At 67.8% G+C, this 15973-nt stretch carries 22 protein-coding genes and 1 tRNA gene; 6 read left to right on the top strand and 17 right to left on the bottom strand.

Annotation, left to right across the window (positions count from 1 at the left end; translation table 11 throughout):
- Positions 1-12: 12 nt before the first annotated feature.
- The gene (locus ABD678_RS09800; protein WP_344756142.1) at positions 13-435 is read left to right on the top strand and encodes a GNAT family N-acetyltransferase; all 423 of its coding nucleotides are present in this window, start codon (positions 13-15) and stop codon (positions 433-435) included.
- Between the two features lie 26 nt (positions 436-461).
- On the opposite strand, the gene ABD678_RS09795 is transcribed toward ABD678_RS09800, so the two are convergent.
- From ABD678_RS09795 to ABD678_RS09785, 3 genes are read right to left on the bottom strand one after another with little or no spacing between them, the layout of a single operon-like run.
- Positions 462-935 (bottom strand): VOC family protein, encoded by a 474-nt coding sequence (locus ABD678_RS09795; RefSeq protein WP_344756140.1) that lies wholly within the window; start codon positions 933-935, stop codon positions 462-464.
- Between the two features lie 30 nt (positions 936-965).
- Positions 966-1451: an SRPBCC family protein gene (locus tag ABD678_RS09790; RefSeq protein WP_344756138.1), complete on the bottom strand. Its 486-nt coding sequence runs from the start codon at positions 1449-1451 to the stop codon at positions 966-968.
- A gap of 47 nt (positions 1452-1498) precedes the next feature.
- Positions 1499-1831, bottom strand: a complete 333-nt coding sequence (locus tag ABD678_RS09785) for an ArsR/SmtB family transcription factor (protein ID WP_344756136.1) — start codon at positions 1829-1831, stop codon at positions 1499-1501.
- 117 nt (positions 1832-1948) lie between these two features.
- Between ABD678_RS09785 and ABD678_RS09780 the strand changes: the two genes are divergently transcribed.
- Both ABD678_RS09780 and ABD678_RS09775 read left to right on the top strand, forming a co-directional pair.
- Positions 1949-2548, top strand: coding sequence for a ClpP family protease (locus tag ABD678_RS09780; protein WP_344756134.1), 600 nt, complete (start codon positions 1949-1951; stop codon positions 2546-2548).
- An 11-nt stretch (positions 2549-2559) separates the two neighbouring features.
- Positions 2560-3174, top strand: a complete 615-nt coding sequence (locus tag ABD678_RS09775; protein ID WP_344756132.1) for a ClpP family protease — start codon at positions 2560-2562, stop codon at positions 3172-3174.
- Between the two features lie 10 nt (positions 3175-3184).
- Here the strand turns inward: ABD678_RS09775 and ABD678_RS09770 are convergent, their stop codons facing one another.
- From ABD678_RS09770 to ABD678_RS09760, 3 genes are read right to left on the bottom strand one after another with little or no spacing between them, the layout of a single operon-like run.
- Positions 3185-3538: a helix-turn-helix domain-containing protein gene (locus ABD678_RS09770; protein WP_425561963.1), complete on the bottom strand. Its 354-nt coding sequence runs from the start codon at positions 3536-3538 to the stop codon at positions 3185-3187.
- Positions 3539-3583: 45 nt separating this feature from the next.
- The gene (locus ABD678_RS09765; protein ID WP_344757154.1) at positions 3584-4855 is read right to left on the bottom strand and encodes an RNA polymerase sigma factor; all 1272 of its coding nucleotides are present in this window, start codon (positions 4853-4855) and stop codon (positions 3584-3586) included.
- Between the two features lie 31 nt (positions 4856-4886).
- The gene (locus ABD678_RS09760) at positions 4887-5312 is read right to left on the bottom strand and encodes a YciI family protein (RefSeq protein ID WP_344756130.1); all 426 of its coding nucleotides are present in this window, start codon (positions 5310-5312) and stop codon (positions 4887-4889) included.
- 173 nt (positions 5313-5485) lie between these two features.
- Here ABD678_RS09760 and ABD678_RS09755 point away from each other — a divergent pair, with 173 nt between their 5' ends.
- A complete protein-coding gene (locus ABD678_RS09755; RefSeq protein WP_344756128.1) occupies positions 5486-6175 on the top strand; it encodes an NADPH-dependent F420 reductase in 690 nt (229 codons plus the stop codon).
- Positions 6176-6380: 205 nt separating this feature from the next.
- Positions 6381-6833, top strand: coding sequence for a CHRD domain-containing protein (locus tag ABD678_RS09750; RefSeq protein WP_344756126.1), 453 nt, complete (start codon positions 6381-6383; stop codon positions 6831-6833).
- A 7-nt stretch (positions 6834-6840) separates the two neighbouring features.
- Here ABD678_RS09750 and ABD678_RS13815 read toward each other — a convergent pair whose 3' ends face one another.
- Together ABD678_RS13815 and ABD678_RS09745 are read right to left on the bottom strand one after the other, a co-directional pair.
- On the bottom strand, positions 6841-7089 hold the full coding sequence (locus ABD678_RS13815; protein ID WP_425561981.1) for a multicopper oxidase domain-containing protein: 249 nt from the start codon (positions 7087-7089) through the stop codon (positions 6841-6843).
- Positions 7078-7151: transfer RNA gene (locus ABD678_RS09745), tRNA-Pro, on the bottom strand. Before ABD678_RS09745 ends, ABD678_RS13815 begins: the two co-directional genes overlap by 12 nt.
- A 107-nt stretch (positions 7152-7258) precedes the next feature.
- Here ABD678_RS09745 and ABD678_RS09740 point away from each other — a divergent pair.
- Positions 7259-7741 (top strand): hemerythrin domain-containing protein, encoded by a 483-nt coding sequence (locus tag ABD678_RS09740; protein ID WP_344756124.1) that lies wholly within the window; start codon positions 7259-7261, stop codon positions 7739-7741.
- A gap of 103 nt (positions 7742-7844) precedes the next feature.
- Here the strand turns inward: ABD678_RS09740 and der are convergent, their stop codons facing one another.
- The 9 genes from der to ABD678_RS09695 form a co-directional block, all read right to left on the bottom strand.
- Positions 7845-9350, bottom strand: coding sequence for a ribosome biogenesis GTPase Der (gene der / locus ABD678_RS09735; protein ID WP_344756122.1), 1506 nt, complete (start codon positions 9348-9350; stop codon positions 7845-7847).
- Positions 9351-9421: 71 nt separating this feature from the next.
- Complete coding sequence (cmk, locus tag ABD678_RS09730; protein ID WP_344756120.1) at positions 9422-10129, bottom strand: (d)CMP kinase; 708 nt, start codon at positions 10127-10129, stop codon at positions 9422-9424.
- Positions 10126-11217 (bottom strand): prephenate dehydrogenase, encoded by a 1092-nt coding sequence (locus tag ABD678_RS09725; protein WP_344756118.1) that lies wholly within the window; start codon positions 11215-11217, stop codon positions 10126-10128. The genes cmk and ABD678_RS09725 overlap by 4 nt, the downstream gene beginning before the upstream one ends.
- Positions 11207-12025 (bottom strand): pseudouridine synthase, encoded by an 819-nt coding sequence (locus ABD678_RS09720; protein ID WP_344756116.1) that lies wholly within the window; start codon positions 12023-12025, stop codon positions 11207-11209. Before ABD678_RS09720 ends, ABD678_RS09725 begins: the two co-directional genes overlap by 11 nt.
- Positions 12012-12575, bottom strand: a complete 564-nt coding sequence (gene scpB / locus ABD678_RS09715; protein WP_344756114.1) for an SMC-Scp complex subunit ScpB — start codon at positions 12573-12575, stop codon at positions 12012-12014. The genes ABD678_RS09720 and scpB overlap by 14 nt, the downstream gene beginning before the upstream one ends.
- Complete coding sequence (locus ABD678_RS09710; RefSeq protein WP_344757152.1) at positions 12565-13440, bottom strand: segregation and condensation protein A; 876 nt, start codon at positions 13438-13440, stop codon at positions 12565-12567. Before ABD678_RS09710 ends, scpB begins: the two co-directional genes overlap by 11 nt.
- Positions 13433-14323, bottom strand: a complete 891-nt coding sequence (locus ABD678_RS09705) for a ParA family protein (RefSeq protein ID WP_344756111.1) — start codon at positions 14321-14323, stop codon at positions 13433-13435. Before ABD678_RS09705 ends, ABD678_RS09710 begins: the two co-directional genes overlap by 8 nt.
- 55 nt (positions 14324-14378) lie before the next feature.
- The gene (gene xerD / locus ABD678_RS09700; protein WP_344756109.1) at positions 14379-15341 is read right to left on the bottom strand and encodes a site-specific tyrosine recombinase XerD; all 963 of its coding nucleotides are present in this window, start codon (positions 15339-15341) and stop codon (positions 14379-14381) included.
- The gene (locus ABD678_RS09695) at positions 15328-15960 is read right to left on the bottom strand and encodes an NUDIX hydrolase (RefSeq protein WP_344756107.1); all 633 of its coding nucleotides are present in this window, start codon (positions 15958-15960) and stop codon (positions 15328-15330) included. Before ABD678_RS09695 ends, xerD begins: the two co-directional genes overlap by 14 nt.
- Positions 15961-15973: the final 13 nt, after the last annotated feature.

Raw genomic sequence — 15973 nt, 5'->3', positions numbered from 1 at the left:
CTCGACTATGCGATGAACCGCTCGGAGGCACCCGTGCCGCCCGGCCTCATCGCGTATCTCGACGGCGAGCCGGTCGGCTGGTGCGCTGTCGAGCCGCGCACTCGATACCCGCTCATCCTCCGTTCCAAGGTCGTCACGACCTCGAGCACTGAGGAACCGGATGACGACTCGGTCTGGGCGGTCAGTTGTTTCGTCGTGCGGGTGGGCGATCGGCGAAAGGGCGTAGGGCAGGCCCTCGCGAAGGCCGCCGTCGACTGGGCGCGCGAACATGGCGCCCGCATCATCGAGGGCTACCCGGTGGACATCGAGGCGAAGCCGGAGAAGGTGAGTTCTGCGGCGCTCTACCACGGCTCGGTCTCGATCTTCGAGCAGGCCGGATTCACGGTGCAGGCGCGCCCCTACCCCGGTCGCGCCCTCGTGCGACTCGAGCTCTGACAGCTGACCGCGCGACGCGGTCACCCTCAACCCCGGGCGGCGGCCTCCAACCCCGCGATGTCGAGTTTGGACATCCCGAGCATCGCCTGCATGACCCGCCCTGCCTTCGCCTGGTCGGGGTCGCTGAGCAACTCACCGAGGATCGGCGGGACGATCTGCCAGGAGACGCCGTACTTGTCTTTGAGCCATCCGCACTGGCTGGGCTCTCCCCCGTCGCGGGTGAGCGCATCCCAGAGGCGGTCGATCTCCTCCTGCGTCGAGGCGTTCGCGTAGAACGAGATCGCCTCGGTGAAGTGGAAGGCCGGCCCACCGTTGAGCGCCTGGAACCTGGTTCCGTCGATCGTGAAGGTCACGACGAGCGCGGTGCCTGCCGGCATCGGCGCGCCCTCCCCGTAGCGGGAGACCTCGAGTATCTCGGAGTTCTCGAAGATCGAGATGTAGTAGTCCGCCGCCTCTTCGGCCTGGGTGTCGAACCACAGGCAGGGGGTGATGTCGTACATGTGCAACTCCTTCGTCGTTTCGTCGAGGCCTCAGCCGGCCAGGATCGCGTCGATCTGGCCGACGGCCTGCCGCATGCCGTCCTCCATGCCCATGGCGAGCATCTTCTCGAACTCGGCGGGGTCGCTGAACTGGCCGGTGTTCGTCATCCGGGTGCGTCCGTCGATGTCCTCGAGCGTGACGGTCATCGTCGTGACCATGTCCTCACGCCGCGGTTCGCCGTCGTCGTCGGCGAACCCGTCGTCGAATACGAGCCGGTGAGGTGCCTCGATGGCGGTGATCTCCCACCAGCCGGGAGCTTTCTCGCCGTCCGGGCCGGTCATGTAGTAGCGCGACTGACCTCCGACCGTGAAGTCGTGGCGGGTGAAGGTGGCCGGCCATCCGGGCGGTCCCCACCAGCGCTCGAGCTGGCGCGGGTCCTCCCAGACCTGCCAGACGCGTTCCACGGGCGCATCGAACTCGGCGACGAACGTCATGGTCAGGGCCTCGAAGTCCTTGTCCACGGTGATCTCGGTCATGATTTCTCCCTCGTTGTCGGTAACGGGTGTTCTCAATGCCAGGCGTTTCAATCCTCGGCGAGGATGCTAGCGATACTTGCTGTGCGGTGGCGCCATAGCTCCTCGAACCTGTCGAGAATCACCTGCGCCCGGTGGAGTCCGTCCGGGTTACCGCGCACGAGCTGCTCCCTCCCCCGCCTTTCCTTCGCGACGAGCGCCGCACGCTCGAGCACGGCGACATGCTTCTGCACGGCGGCGAAACTCATGGCGTAGCCGCTCGCGAGGGCCGACACCGATTGCTCGCCCTGGAGCACGCGGCGCACGATGTCGCGCCGCGTCGCATCCGCCAGTGCCTGGAAGATGCGGTCGATCTCGGTATCGCTCGCTTGTTCTACAACCATTTGGTTGTACGTTATTCGCTCTCGATACGTCTGTCAAGCGCCAGTCTCTGCTGTGGGCGGTTCCGCTCAGGGCGGTGGAATCCACTCCTCGGATGCGACATGCCGCAGTGTCGAGACATGGCACATGATGACAAGACACCCTCCTTCGATGACCGGACACGGCAGCAACTCCTGCACCAGCGCATCCTCGTTCTGGATGGAGTGCTCGACGACGACAACGGAACCCTGCTTATCGCCCAGCTGCTGACACTCGCGGCCGAAGATCCGGCCGCCGACATCGCCCTGTGGGTCAACTCCCCCGGCGGATCGGTTCCCTCGATGCTCGCGATTCGCGACACGATGCGGCTCGTGCCCTGTCCGGTGACGACCCTCGCGCTCGGGCTCGCCTGCAGCGCCGGCCAGTTCCTGCTCTCGGGGGGAACCAGGGGCAGGCGTTTCGCGCTGCCTCATTCCCGCATCCTGATGCATCAGGGATCCGCCGGGATCGGGGGCTCCGCCGTCGAAGTGGAGGTGCAGGCCAACGATCTGCGCCACATGCGCGACACCGTCCTCGGCATCATCGCAGAAGATACCGGCCAGCCGGTCGAGCGCATCTTCGACGACTCCACCCACGACCGTTGGTACACGGCCGAGGAGGCGAAGGAGTACGGCTTCATCGACCACGTGGTCGACTCCTTCGACCAGGTGATGCCGGCGAAGCGTCACCGCATCGGATAGGGGGTGGAGTCATGAGCAGCTACACGATTCCGAACGTGATCGCACAGCATCCGCGCGGTGAACGGATCATGGACGTCTACTCGCACCTACTCACGGAGCGCATCGTCTACCTCGGCACCGCCATCGACCCGGGTGTCGCGAACGCCCTCATCGCCCAACTGCTGCACCTCGACGCCGACGCCCCCGGGCAGGAGATCAACCTCTACATCAACTGCGAGGGAGGCGACATGACGTCGATGCTCGCGATCTACGACACGATGCAGTACGTTCAGTCGCCCGTTGCAACCACCTGCGTCGGCCAGGCGATCGCGGCCGGAGCGGTGCTGCTCGCGGCGGGGGCTCCAGGCCACCGTGCAGTCCTGCCGCACACCAGGGTCGTGCTGCACCAGCCTGCAGCCAGCGGTCAGGGGACGATCCCCGATCTGATCCTGCAGGCGGATGAGGTGGTGCGCATCCGGGCGGAGATCGAAGAGATCCTCTCCGCCCACACCGGCCGATCGGTGCAGACCCTGCGCACCGACACCGATCGGGATCGCGTCTTCACCGCCAGGGGAGCTCTCGAATACGGGCTCGTCGACGAGATCCTCGGGCACCCACCGGCCGCGGTACTGAAGCCTGCCGGCTGAGTCGGGTTGTTCAGGCGGCAAGCGCCAGCTTGACCCCGCTCGACGCGCCGGCTTCGCGTCGACGCAGGTCGTCGGTGACCTGCACGGTCAGATCGATGAGCGTCGCTCCCAGTGCGCCGGCAACGGCCGCGATCATCTCGCTGGACGGCTCCTTGAGGCCTCGCTCGATCTCGGAGAGGTACTGCGGCGAGATTCCCGCCCGGCGTGCCGTCTCGGTGAGAGTCTGGGCTCGGCGCTCCCGAAGCGTTCGCAGCCGCCTCCCGAGCACGTCACGCCAGAGTGGCTCCGGCAGGCGCGGCTCCGGAATGCGGTGCTCGGGCATACTCCGCTTGCGCTCGGGATGGATTCTCACGATGTCGGCCATGCCCCACCCTAAACAGAATCGGATGTCGCGAATGCGCGATTCTGCTCACAGCAGATCGATCTTCGCGAGCAGAACATTGCGCTCCCGGTCGTTGCCGGCGAGCCTTGCCGCGGTGACCAGTTCGGAGCGGGCCTCCTCGAGCCGGCCGAGCCTCGCAAGCAGTTCGCCGCGCACGCTCGGCAACAGGTGGCTTCCCTGCAGGGCACCACTCGCCGCGAGCCGGTCGACGATCTGGAGCCCGTTGGCCGGTCCGGTCGCCATCGACACGGCGACGGCACGGTTGAGCTCGACGACGGGGCTCGGCGCGATCCGTCCGAGGATCTCGTGGAGGAGCACGATCTGCCTCCAGTCGGTCTTCTCGACGCTCGGCGCCACTGCGTGGCACTCGGCGATCGCCGCCTGTAGCGCATAGCTCGACCGCCCTCTGCCGAGCGCATCCGCCGTGGCCAGCCCAGCCCTGCCGCGAAGGATCCGGGCGCGATCCCAGCGGGAACGATCCTGGTCGGCGAGCAGGATGGGCGTACCGTCGGGCTTTTCGCGCGCAGCGAACCGGGATGCCTGGAACTCCATGAGGGCCAGGAGTGCGTGCACCTCCGGTTCGCGTGGGAGGAGCCCCCGGAGCACGCGGCCGAGGCGCAGCGCCTCCTGGGCGAGTTCGGTGCGCATCCACCGGTCGCCGCTCGTCGCCGCGTACCCTTCCGTGAACACGAGATAGACGACGCCGAGCACCGCGCCCAGTCGCTCGGGCCACTCGCCGGGGTCGGGAACCTCGAATGGCACATGCGCGGCCGACAGGCTCTTCTTGGCGCGCACGATGCGCTGCTGGATGGTCGCGACGGGGACGAGGAACATCCGGGCGATCTCCTCCGTCGTGAGCCCGCCGACGACGCGCAGAGTGAGGGCGACCTGGGCTTCCCGCGAGAGCACCGGGTGGCAGGCGGCGAAGACGAGCCTCAGCACGTCGTCCGGGATCGGCTGCCACTCGTCATCGGTCGACTCTGCGAGGTCGTGCGCGATCGCGCGGTAGCGATCGTCCAGCCGTTCGCGTCGCCGCCATCCGTCGATCGCCTTGTTCTTGGCGACTGCGGTGAGCCAGGCTCCCGCGTTGACCGGGATGCCCGTCTTCGGCCACTGGACGAGCGCATCCGCCAGCGCCTCCTGAGCGAGATCCTCGGCCAGGTCGAAGTCGCCGACGACCTTGGCGAGCGTCGCGACGATGCGCGCGCTCTCGATCCGCCAGACGGCGTCGATCGAACGGCGGATGTCCGCGGCTGGTGGCGCGGCGGGCGGGAGCGGAACCCCGCGCGTGCTGCGCATCATGTCCGCTCCCGCCCGATCCGCGTCGGCGCTACTTGCTCTCGGCTTCCTCGCGCCACACCTTTTCCTTCTGGATGTATTCGTTGTCGGCGAAGTCGGCGAAGTCGCTCTCGTCGGTCACGCGGCGCACCTCGAGCTTGCTGCCGGGGCCCATCGGGCAGCGGCGCGCCCACTCGATGGCCTCCTCGCGGGTGGACACCTCGAGAATCCAGAAACCGTTGAACAGCTCGTGGATCTCGCCGTACGGGCCGTCCGTGACGGTCGGCGGTTCGGTCGAGAAATCGACGACGAACGCGGTGCTCAGGTCGTCGGCAAGGCCGTCACCGCCCACCATGACGCCGGCGTTGATGAGCGACTCGTTGTAGGCGCCCATCTTGTTGATGATGTCCTCGAAGTCGGCGTTGCGGTAAGCCTCGACAGACTCCTCGGTCGCTCGCATGATGAGCATGAACTTCATTGGATACTCCCTTGATCGATCTCATATCTCGGGCGCCGGATGGCATCCCTCTACTATCGCGTCGAATGGGCGGCAGCGAAATCGACAGAGCCTGTGAATTCTTCGCCGAGGGTCCCGGCGCCCGGGAAGGCTCGATGACGCAAAGGGGCTGCGGGCGCTGCACAATGGAAGGGATGAGTACCGAGGCCAGCAGACCCACGATCGGAATCCTCGGTGCGGGGAAGGTCGGCACCGTGCTGGCCCGCCTCGCCATCGCCGCCGGGTACCGAGTGTTCATCGCCGGATCGGGAGACCCTGCGAAGATCGCGCTCATCATCGATGTCCTCAGCCATGGCGCGATCGCCACCACGGCGGCCGAGACCGCACGGCAGGCCGACATCGTGATCCTCGCCCTCCCCCTCGGCAAGCATCCGGACATTCCGGTCGCCGACCTGCGCGGCAAGATCGTCGTCGACGCCATGAACTACTGGTGGGAGGTGGACGGTATTCGCGAAGACCTCACCGACCCGCGCACCTCGACGAGCGAACTCGTCCAGGCGTTCCTCCCGGAGTCCCGTGTCGTGAAGGCGTTCAATCACATGGGCTACCACGACCTCGAGGATGAGGCGCGACCGTCCGGGGAGCCCGGCCGCAAGGCGCTGGCGATCGCCGGCGATGACCCGGCCGATGTCGAAGAGGTGGGCGACATCGTCGACGCGCTCGGCTTCGACCCCGTCGTCGCGGGCCCACTCGCCGAGGGAGTCCGCATGGAACCCCACACCGAGCTGTTCGGTGCGGATGTCGACGCGGCGGAGGTTCGGGCGATGCTCGAACGCTTCCCCAGGTCGGCCCGCGGCATCATCGTCGCGCGGGCGCGCGCGTGAGTCACCGCGACATCCAACACGGTAACGCAGCATCGCTCCGGGTCGCTATCGACCCGGGACGATCAAGGCAAGGCAGATTCACCTCCACTTCCTTCGTTCGTCTGCTGGGTGTTGCGTGTGTACCTGACGCCTGATCTTGTACACCGCTCCCTGGCGGCGTAGCGTGCCCACCAGTTGGGGGGACTCTCATCATTGGAGGACCAACATGAACGCCTCACATCGCCTCAGCATCCGGGCCATCAGCGTCCTGATAGCCGCCCTGGCACTCACCGCCGTCGACGTCACCGCCGCCAACGCAGTGAAGGGTGGCACGCCGGCGATACCTCTGAACACCGAGCAGGAGACGACCGGCTCGAACACCGGCGCCAGCGGTTTCTTCAGCTACACCATCGACGGCGACCAGCTCTGCTACACCCTCACGGCCCGCGACCTCTCTGTGCCAGCCGTGGCAGCGCACATCCACTTCGGACCGCGTAATGTCGCCGCGCCGATCGTGATCCCGCTCATGGTCGGCGCGGGAACCGACTGGACGGTGCAAACCTGCACGACCGCCGATGTCGGGTTGCTCGAAGCGGTTGCAGCAGACCCGAGCGCCTACTACGTGAACGTCCACACCCCGACCTTCCCGGGTGGGGAGATACGGGGTCAGCTCAAGTAGAACCCCGTCATCGTGTGGTGAAGTTGGCCATCATGGCCATGTCCTCGTGCTCGAGGTTGTGGCAATGGAAGACGTATTTTCCGGCATAGCCGTCGAAGCGGATCGCGATCGCCACTTCTTCGGCGGGGCGGAGATCGATGGTGTCTTTCCAGCCCGCGTCGAAGGGGCCGGAGGGAGACCACCGAAAACTCGTCCCGGGCGCAACAAAACCCCGGCGAAAGTTGCCCCTCGCCGAGGTTTTCGGTCGGGCTGACAGGATTTGAACCTGCGACCCCGTGACCCCCAGTCACGTGCGCTACCAAGCTGCGCCACAGCCCGTGGCAATTACCTCGGATAGCCTATCGCGTCAGGCCGTCGCACATGACGCGCTCCCCCGCGCCCGGCAGAGGAGCATGATAGGACCAGGACTGAAAGTGAGGAAGGCTATGACGGCGGGATCGCTCGCGCAGGCGCTCGAACGCGAGCACCGGGACATCGACGGCGGCATCGAGGAGTACACGGGAGGGCTCACACAAGGCGAAACCGACCCCGGCCCGCTTCTGCGTGCCATGAAGGGCCTCCGCCGCCACATCTACCTCGAGGAGGAATTCCTCTTCCCGCCGCTCAAGGAAGCCGGCATGACCATGCCGATCTTCGTCATGCTCCGCGAGCATGGGGAACTGTGGGACGCGATGGATGCGCTCGACGCGCTGCTGGCATCCGGAGACGAGGCGGCGACCGTGCAGAATGCCTGCCGGGAACTGCTCGCCAGGCTCGACAGCCACAACTCGAAAGAGGAGCCGATCATTTACCCGCAGGCGGATGCGGTGCTCGATCCCGATGCGGCGGCACGGCTTCACGAGTTCCTCGACGGTGGCGCGATGCCCGACGGCTGGCGGTGCGAGAAAGCCACCCAACCCCACGAGTGATCGCCTTCGCTCGCAAGCTACCGCTTGCGTCTTTCCCGCCCGGCGGCCGAGACGGCCACCGGCGCGTTCGGGGCGAAGGCCAGAAATGGCCTTCGCTCGCAAGCTACCGCTTGCGTCTTTCCCGAACGCGCATATTCACATTGATAGGGCTGCCCTCGAAACCGTAGAGCTCGCGCAAGCGCCGGGTGATGAAGCGGCGGTACTGCGGGTCCAGGAACCCGGTCGTGAAGAGCACGAACGTCGGCGGCCGGCTCGAAGCCTGCGTGCCGAACAGGATGCGCGGCTGCTTGCCTCCGCGCACCGGGTGCGGGTGCTCCGCCGTGAGCTCGGCCAGCAGCGCGTTGAACTTGCCGGTCGGGATGCGCGTGTCCCACGACTGGAGTGCGAGCTCGAGCGCCGGAACGAGCTTCTCCAGATGCCGCCCGGTCTTCGCCGAGATGTTCACGCGGGGCGCCCACGACACATGCCCGAGATCCTGCTCGATCTCACGCTCCAGGTACCGACGCCGCTCGTCGTCGAGCAGGTCCCACTTGTTGAACGCGAGAACGAGCGCGCGACCGCTCTCCAGCACCAGCTCGATGATGCGCACATCCTGTTCGCTGATCGGCTCCGTCACGTCGATGAGCACGACGGCCACCTCGGCCTTTTCGAGCGCGGCGCTCGTGCGCAGGGAGGCGTAGAAGTCGGCCCCCTGGGCGAGGTGCATGCGGCGGCGGATGCCCGCGGTGTCGACGAAGGTCCACACCTTCCCCCCGAGCTCGATCTGCTCGTCGACCGGATCCCGCGTCGTGCCGGCGAGCTCGTTGACGACGACGCGTTCCTCCCCCGCCGATCGGTTGAGCAAGGAGGACTTGCCGACGTTCGGACGCCCGAGGAGCGCGACCCGGCGCGGGCCGCCGACCTGGTCCTTAGCGACAGCAGAGACCTCCGGCAGCACAGTGAGCACATGGTCGAGCAGGTCGGCCACTCCCCTGCCGTGCACCGCCGACACCGCCCACGGCTGGCCGAGGCCGAGGCTCCAGAGGCTCGCCGCCTCGGGCTCCTGCCTCGCGTCGTCGACCTTGTTGGCGACGAGGATGACGGGCTTCTTCGTCGAGCGCAGCATCCGTACGACGTGCTCGTCGGTCGAGGTCGGGCCGACCATGGCGTCGACGACGAAGAGCACCGCGTCGGCCAGGTCGATCGCGATCTCGGCCTGAGCGGCGACCGAGGCATTGATGCCCTTGGCGTCGGGCTCCCAGCCACCCGTGTCGACGATCGTGAAGCGGCGCTCGTTCCACTCCGCCTTGTAGTTGACCCGGTCGCGGGTGACCCCCGGGGTGTCCTGTACGACGGCCTCGCGACGGCCCAGGATGCGGTTGACGAGTGCAGACTTGCCGACGTTCGGCCGGCCCACGATCGCGAGTACGGGGAGCGCCGGGAGGTAGGTGATGGCGTCCGAGTCGTCGGTCGCCGCGTCGAGGATGCCGAGGTCCTCGTCGTCGAGCTCATAGTCGTCGAGGCCGGCGCGCAGTGTGCTCGCCCGCTGGGCAGCGGTCTCCTCGTCGAGAGCGGCCAGGCGGTCGGCGAGCTCCGGGTTCAGCTCGGGGAATTCGTCGTCATCTGGCACCCGTCAATCCTACGGGTCGGGTCGAGCGAGATGGTTCGACCGGCCTCGTTTCGATACGCGCTGCGCGCTGCTCAACCAGCGGGTGGCACACCGCGGATGAGCGCCACCAGGGCCGCGACCGTCTGCTCGAAGTCGAGATCGGTCGAGTCGAGAGTCGTGACTCCCTCGGCCGCGTTCATGAAGTCGACCACCCGCAGGTCCTGCGCGTCACGGGCACTCAACTGTTGTCCTACCGACCCGCTCGTGTCCCCGCCGAGCTCGGCCGCACGACGAGCCTGGCGCGCCGCCTCGGATGCCGTGAGCAGCACCCGCACGGGCGCATCCGGTGCCACGATCGTCGTGATGTCGCGACCCTCGGTGATGATGCCCGGTCGATCCCCTTGCGCGATGCGGCCCCGAAAGATATCCGTGAGGTGTTCGCGCACACGAGGGATGCGGGCGACCCGACTGACGATGGCCGAGACGGCGGGGTCTCGGATCGCCTCCGTCACCGTGTCCCGACCGACCCGCACGAAGTAGTCGTCGGGGTCGAGCCCGATCTCGTAGTCGAAGTCGTCGAGAAGCCCGATCACCGCATCTTCGAGGTCCACGTCGACACCGCGCTGCGCCGCCAGCCAGGCGAGTGCGCGGTAGGCCGCCCCGGTGTCCTGGTAGTCGAATCCGAGTTCACGCGCCGCGGCCCGGCTCACGCTCGACTTTCCACTCCCGGCCGGGCCGTCGACCGCGACGGCGAAACGCCGGATGGACGGGCGTAGGGCGGCCGGGCGGGCACCGCTCATCGCCACGCCTCCGCGACCCGCCATCCGCGGGTTTCGAGCTCCGCCACGAGCTTCGGCTCGACCTCGGGCAGCACGGAGATCTCGGCGAGGCCGACGAGCGTGCCCGGCGAGTGCTCGAGGCGCAGGTCCTCGAGGTTGATGCCGGCGTCGCCGATCTCGGCGAGCAGGCGCGCGAGCTCGCCCGGCTTGTCGTCGACCATGACGACGAGCTGGCTGAAACGACGATCCTGGCCGTGCTTTCCCGGCAGGCGGGCCACCCCGGCGTTGCCCGCCGCGAGGGTCTCGGCGATCGCGCGCTTTGCCCCCGGTGCGCCCGGCTCCTCGAGCGTTGCGATGACCCCGTCGAGGTCGGCGCGGAAGGCGCGCAGGATGTCCACGACGGTCGCGCTGTTGGCGGCCAGGATCTGGATCCACAACTGCGGGTCGCTCGCGGCGATGCGCGTGGTGTCGCGCAGGCCCTGCCCGGTGAGCGAGAGCGCGCGCTCACTTCCGCCGGTGAGTTGCTTGGCAAGCAAGGTGGCCACGACCTGCGGAACGTGCGAGACGAGCGCAACGCTGCGATCGTGCTCCTCCGCCGTCATGAGCACGGGCACCGCGTCGAGGTCGAGCACGAGGTCCTCGATCACCCCGACCATCGCGGTGGTCTCACCGTTTCCTGTCGCGATGACCCACGGCCGTCCGACGAACAGGTCGGCCCTCGCCGAAATCGCCCCTCCCCGCTCCCGCCCGGCGAGCGGATGCGACCCCACATACCGCGAGGTGTCGGCACCCAGCGCGCGCAACTCGGCGAGCGGAAGGGCTTTGACGCTCGCGACATCCGTGACGATCGCGTCCGGGTAGGCGGCGAGCTCCTGTGCGACGACCGCCGCCGTCTGGTCCGGAGGCACCGCCACGACGATGAGGGCAGGATTGTCGGTGTCGGCGGATGCGCGTCCCGCCCCGTAGTCGATGGCGAGGCTGAGCGCCCCCGGCGATGCGTCGTGCACGATCGTGTCGACGCCCTTCGACCGCAGTGCCAGCCCGATGCTCGCACCGAGCAGCCCGGCGCCGACGATGCGCACCTGGCCGACGACGCGGCTACCGTTCACGATCCGTGCCCTTTCCCGTGTCGGTCCCGGAAGGATCGGCCGCGTCCCGCGCGATCGTGAGCAGCTGGCCGAGTTCCACCTTAGTCAGGTCGCGCAGTTCCCCCGGTGCGAGCGTTCCGAGGTGCAGCGGCCCGAACTGTCGCCGCACGAGGTCGATGACCGGATGCCCGACCGCCTCGAGCATCCGCCGCACAATCCGGTTCCTCCCCGAGTGCAGCGTGATCTCGATGATGGTCTCCTGCGCACCGGCCTGCCCGACGATGCGCGCCTTGTCGGCTGCGATCGGGCCATCCTCGAGCTCGACACCCGCGCGCAGCTTCGCGACCGTCTGCGGCGTGATGTGCCCCTTCGTCTTCGCGATGTAGGTCTTCATGACCCCGAACGACGGATGCGCGAGCACGTGCGCGAGCTCTCCGTCATTCGTGAGGATGAGCAGTCCGGAGGTCTGCGCGTCGAGCCGCCCGACGTTGAACAGTCGCTCCTCGTACCGCGAGACGAATCGTGAAAGGTCTGGACGGCCGCGCTCGTCGGAGAGCGAGCTCACGATGCCGACCGGTTTGTTGAGCATGAGGTAGCGACGCGTGGTGTCGAGCTGGATGGCGGTGCCGTCGACGGCGATTCTGTCGGTCTCGTGAACCCGACGCCCGAGCTCTGTCACGATGTCGCCGTTCACCGTGACCCGACCCGCTGAGATGAGGTCCTCGGATACCCGGCGCGAGGCGACCCCGGCGGCCGCCATGAGCTTCTGAAGGCGGATGCCCTCGCCCGCGCTGTCATGACCCGGCGCACCCTCGTCAGGCGATGCCATCGAAACCGTCCGACCCGTCGTCGAGCAGCGGGGAGATGTGCGGGAGCTCATCGAGCGAGTTGATGCCCAACTGGCTGAGCAGCACATCGGTCGTCTCGTAATGGATGGCCCCGGTCTCGCCGTCGGTGTACGCCTCGGTCACGAGTCCCCGCCCGACGAGCGTGCGCACGACCGAGTCGACGTTGACGGCCCGGATCGAGGCGATCTGGCCACGACTGACGGGTTGCTTGTAGGCGATGACGGCGAGGGTCTCGAGGGCGGCTTGGGAGAGCTTCGTCGGGTTCTGGGTGAGCACGAAGTCACGCACGACATCGTCGAACTCGCCGCGTACATAGACGCGCCAGCCTCCCCCGACCTCGCGCAGCTCGAAGCCGCGTCGTGTACCCGCGCCATCCGGCCCCGCACCGTCGTAGTCGGCGACGAGTCGCTCGATCGATTGGCGCACCGCCGGCACGGGCGCCCCGAGCGCGGTGGCCAGACTCACGACGCTCAATGGCTCGTCGGCCACCATGAAGATCGCCTCGAGGCGGCGTTCGAGATCAGTTTCCATCGTCGGCTCCCCCGGTTCGGGCGTCTGTGTTCTCGGCCCCGCCGTAGTCGGCGCCCAGGGTGGCGAGACTGGCATCCGACCAATGCTCGGCGGTCCACCGGATGCTCAGTTCACCGAGTGGTTCGACCTGTTCGAAGGCGACGGCATCCGCCCGGTACAGTTCGAGGATCGCGAGGAACCGCGCGATCACGACCCCCTTGCGATCGGCGCCGACGATGAGTTCGCGGAACGTCACCGGCCCCGCGCGCCGCAGTGCGGAGACCACGATCGCGGCCTGTTCCCGGATGCTCACGAGCGGTGCGTGCAGGTGCTCCAGTCCGACGGTCGGCAGCTCCCGCGGCGCCATGGCCAGTGCGGCGAGGGCGGCGAAGTCGGCGGCGGTGAGTGTCCAGACGAGCTCGGGCGTGCGGGCGCGGTACTTCTCCTCGAGCCGCACCTGGCGCGCATGCCGCACCGACTCCGCCTCGAAGCCGTTGCTGAACCAGGCCGAGACCTCCTTGAACGCACGATATTGCAGCAGTCGGGCGAAGAGCAGGTCGCGCGCCTCGAGCAGGGCGACGGATTCGGCATCCACGAGTTCGCCCTGCGGCAGCAGTCCGGCCACCTTGAGGTCGAGCAGGGTCGCGGCCACGACGAGGAACTCGCTCGCCTGGTCGAGTTCGTCGGGCCCGGAGAGCCCCCGCAGGTAGGAGATGAACTCGTCGGTCACCGCGCTCAGCGCGATCTCGGTCACATCGAGCTCGTGCTTGGCGATGAGGCTCAGCAGCAGGTCGAACGGCCCGTTGAAGTTGCCGAGGTTGACCGCGAAGCCGCCCGGTTCCGCCTCACCGCGATCCTCAACTTCGGGTGCCGTGGCGCTAGGCAACGGCGCCACGCGTGATCAACTCCCTCGCGAGCTGACGGTAACTCGCGGCCGCCTGGTGGTCGGGGGCGAACTCGGTGATGGGTGCGGCGGCGACGCTCGCATCCGGGAACTTGACCGTGCGTGCGATGACGGTCTCGAAGACCTTGTCGCCGAAGGTCTCGACCACGCGCTCGAGCACCTCGCGGGAGTGGAGCGTTCGTGAGTCGTACATCGTCGCGAGGATGCCGTCGAGTTCGAGCGCCGGGTTCAGGCGGTCACGCACCTTGTCGATCGTCTCGACGAGCAGCGCGACGCCGCGCAGGGCGAAGTACTCGCACTCGAGCGGGATGAGCACACCATGGCTCGCGGTGAGGGCATTGACGGTGAGGATGCCGAGCGAGGGCTGGCAGTCGATCAGGATCACGTCGTAGTCGTTGGCGACCTTGCGCAGAACGCGAGCGAGGATCTGCTCGCGGGCGACCTCGTTGACGAGGTGCACCTCAGCGGCGGAGAGGTCGATGTTCGCCGGGATGACGTCGAGGTTCGTCGTTGCGGTGTGCTGGATCGCGTCGGCGGGCTCCTTGACGGTGCCGACGAGCAGATCGTAGATGTTGGGCACGTCATGGGTCGGCACGGCGAGCCCTGCGGAGAGCGCACCCTGCGGGTCGAAGTCGACGCACAGCACGCGGCGGCCGTACTCGGCCAGGGCCGCACCCAGATTGATCGTGGTCGTCGTCTTGCCGACGCCGCCCTTCTGGTTGCAGAGGGCGATGATACGGGCCGGGCCGTGACCCTTGAGCTTCGGCGGTACCTTGAACTCCCTCAACGGACGACCGGTAGGACCGAGGACCGGGGACTCGAGACCCGCGAGTTCCGCGGCCGTGTCATCCCGTTTCTTGGTCACGGTGAGAGTCTACTGGGCAACTCCGGCGCCCCCTGAGAGGGACACCCTGAGGACTTCAGCGAGCTCTGGGATGCGCCGTGGTGTACATGTCCCGCAGGGTGTCCGCCGTCACGAGCGTGTAGATCTGCGTGGTCGACACCGAGGAGTGGCCGAGCAGTTCCTGGACGACCCGCACATCCGCCCCGCCCTCGAGCAGATGGGTGGCGAAGGAGTGGCGGAAGGTGTGCGGCGACACCGCGAGCCCGAGCTTCGACTGCTCGGCCCTCGCCTTGATCACGAGCCAGACGTTCTGTCGCGACATCCGAGCACCCCGCACACCGAGAAAGAGTGCCGGCGTCGCCTTGCCGCGCGCGGAGAGCAGCGGTCGCGCCCGCACGAGGTAGGCGTCGATGGCGGCGCGGGCATAGCTGCCGAGCGGGACGATGCGCTGCTTGCCGCCCTTGCCGAACAACCGGATGACGTCGGCCGTGCCGTGCTCCCCCGCCTCGCCTTCCCCGCTCTCCGCTGACGAGCGGATGACGTCGTCGACGTTCAGGTCGACGACCTCGGAGACGCGCGCGCCCGTCGCGTAGAGCAGTTCGAGGAGCGCCTTGTCGCGCAGGGATCTCTCGTCGTCGCCGTCGGTCGTCGCGAGGATCGCCGCCATCTGGTCGACGGTGATCGCCTTGGGGAGCCGGCTCGCGAGCTTGGGCGGACGCGCATCCGCTGCGACGTTGCGCTCGACGAGCCCCTCCTCGAGAAGGAAGCGGTGGAAGCCGCGCACCGAGGAGAGCATCCGCGCGGTCGAGGTGGCCGAGAGCGGCTCCGGCCGGTCGCGAAGCTCGTGCACGAATGCGGTGACGTCGGCGGATCCGATCGCTGCCGGCGTCGTCACGCCCCTCGCGGCGAGCACGACGAGGTAGACCTCGAGGTCTCGCTGGTAGGCCTCGACCGTGTTAGGCGAGAGGCCTCGCTCGATCGTGACATGGCGCAGGTAGCGCGCGAGCGCGGTCTCGAGGGTGGGCTCAGGTGCGGGCATGGGCGGTACCAGCCCGGTCGACGGTGGCTCGGTCGGCGCGGGCCTGGGAGGCGCGTGAATGAACGTTGAGCACCGCGATCACGAGGATGGCGTTGCGCAGGCGGCCGTCGAGAATCGCGTCGACCACTTCGGCGCGGGGAACCCAGCGCAACTCGATCCCGGCCTCCTCCGCGGTGCGGTCGAAGGGCTGCGCCGTCGGGGTCAGCCCGCGCGCCCGGTACACCGTGATCCGCTCTGAGCTTCCGCCCGGCGAACTGAAGAAGTCGCACAGCGGCGACCATTCGCTCGCCTGCAGGTCGGCCTCCTCGGCGAGCTCACGCCTGGCTGCCGCATCCGGCGCCTCGCCGTCGATGTCGAGAAGTCCGGCCGGCAGTTCCCAGTCGCGGTGGCCGATCGGATGCCGGTACTGCTTGATGAGCAGGATGCGCCCCTCGTCGTCCTCGGCGAGAACCGCGACGGCGCCGGGATGCTCCTGGTATTCGCGGACGATCGTCGAGCCATCCAGCTCGAACCGGTCGCGTCGAACGTCCCAGACCTTCCCGTCGAACACGGTCTCGGATTCCGAGACCGGCGCGCGGTACCTCTCGTCTTCGAGCCTGGCCACGGGAGGCCCGGACACGGAAAGCCCAGAC

It is taken from the genome of Leifsonella bigeumensis (assembly GCF_039537265.1).
Lineage (GTDB): Bacteria > Actinomycetota > Actinomycetes > Actinomycetales > Microbacteriaceae > Terrimesophilobacter > Terrimesophilobacter bigeumensis.
This window is presented reverse-complemented; position numbering and strand designations above follow the sequence as displayed.

What these genes read in the sequence shown, in the direction of transcription:
- xerD (WP_344756109.1), bottom strand. Translation starts at nt 15,341, where the DNA reads ATGCCCGCACCTGAGCCCACCCTCGAGACCGCGCTCGCGCGCTACCTG.
- ABD678_RS09760 (WP_344756130.1), bottom strand. Translation starts at nt 5,312, where the DNA reads ATGAAGTTCATGCTCATCATGCGAGCGACCGAGGAGTCTGTCGAGGCT.
- ABD678_RS09800 (WP_344756142.1), top strand. Translation starts at nt 13, where the DNA reads ATGAACCGCTCGGAGGCACCCGTGCCGCCCGGCCTCATCGCGTATCTC.
- ABD678_RS09740 (WP_344756124.1), top strand. Translation starts at nt 7,259, where the DNA reads ATGACGGCGGGATCGCTCGCGCAGGCGCTCGAACGCGAGCACCGGGAC.
- cmk (WP_344756120.1), bottom strand. Translation starts at nt 10,129, where the DNA reads ATGAGCGGTGCCCGCCCGGCCGCCCTACGCCCGTCCATCCGGCGTTTC.
- ABD678_RS09795 (WP_344756140.1), bottom strand. Translation starts at nt 935, where the DNA reads ATGTACGACATCACCCCCTGCCTGTGGTTCGACACCCAGGCCGAAGAG.
- ABD678_RS09780 (WP_344756134.1), top strand. Translation starts at nt 1,949, where the DNA reads ATGGCACATGATGACAAGACACCCTCCTTCGATGACCGGACACGGCAG.
- ABD678_RS09750 (WP_344756126.1), top strand. Translation starts at nt 6,381, where the DNA reads ATGAACGCCTCACATCGCCTCAGCATCCGGGCCATCAGCGTCCTGATA.
- ABD678_RS09770 (WP_425561963.1), bottom strand. Translation starts at nt 3,538, where the DNA reads ATGGCCGACATCGTGAGAATCCATCCCGAGCGCAAGCGGAGTATGCCC.
- ABD678_RS09765 (WP_344757154.1), bottom strand. Translation starts at nt 4,855, where the DNA reads ATGCGCAGCACGCGCGGGGTTCCGCTCCCGCCCGCCGCGCCACCAGCC.
- ABD678_RS09775 (WP_344756132.1), top strand. Translation starts at nt 2,560, where the DNA reads ATGAGCAGCTACACGATTCCGAACGTGATCGCACAGCATCCGCGCGGT.
- ABD678_RS09785 (WP_344756136.1), bottom strand. Translation starts at nt 1,831, where the DNA reads ATGGTTGTAGAACAAGCGAGCGATACCGAGATCGACCGCATCTTCCAG.
- scpB (WP_344756114.1), bottom strand. Translation starts at nt 12,575, where the DNA reads ATGGAAACTGATCTCGAACGCCGCCTCGAGGCGATCTTCATGGTGGCC.
- ABD678_RS09790 (WP_344756138.1), bottom strand. Translation starts at nt 1,451, where the DNA reads ATGACCGAGATCACCGTGGACAAGGACTTCGAGGCCCTGACCATGACG.
- ABD678_RS09720 (WP_344756116.1), bottom strand. Translation starts at nt 12,025, where the DNA reads ATGGCATCGCCTGACGAGGGTGCGCCGGGTCATGACAGCGCGGGCGAG.
- ABD678_RS09755 (WP_344756128.1), top strand. Translation starts at nt 5,486, where the DNA reads ATGAGTACCGAGGCCAGCAGACCCACGATCGGAATCCTCGGTGCGGGG.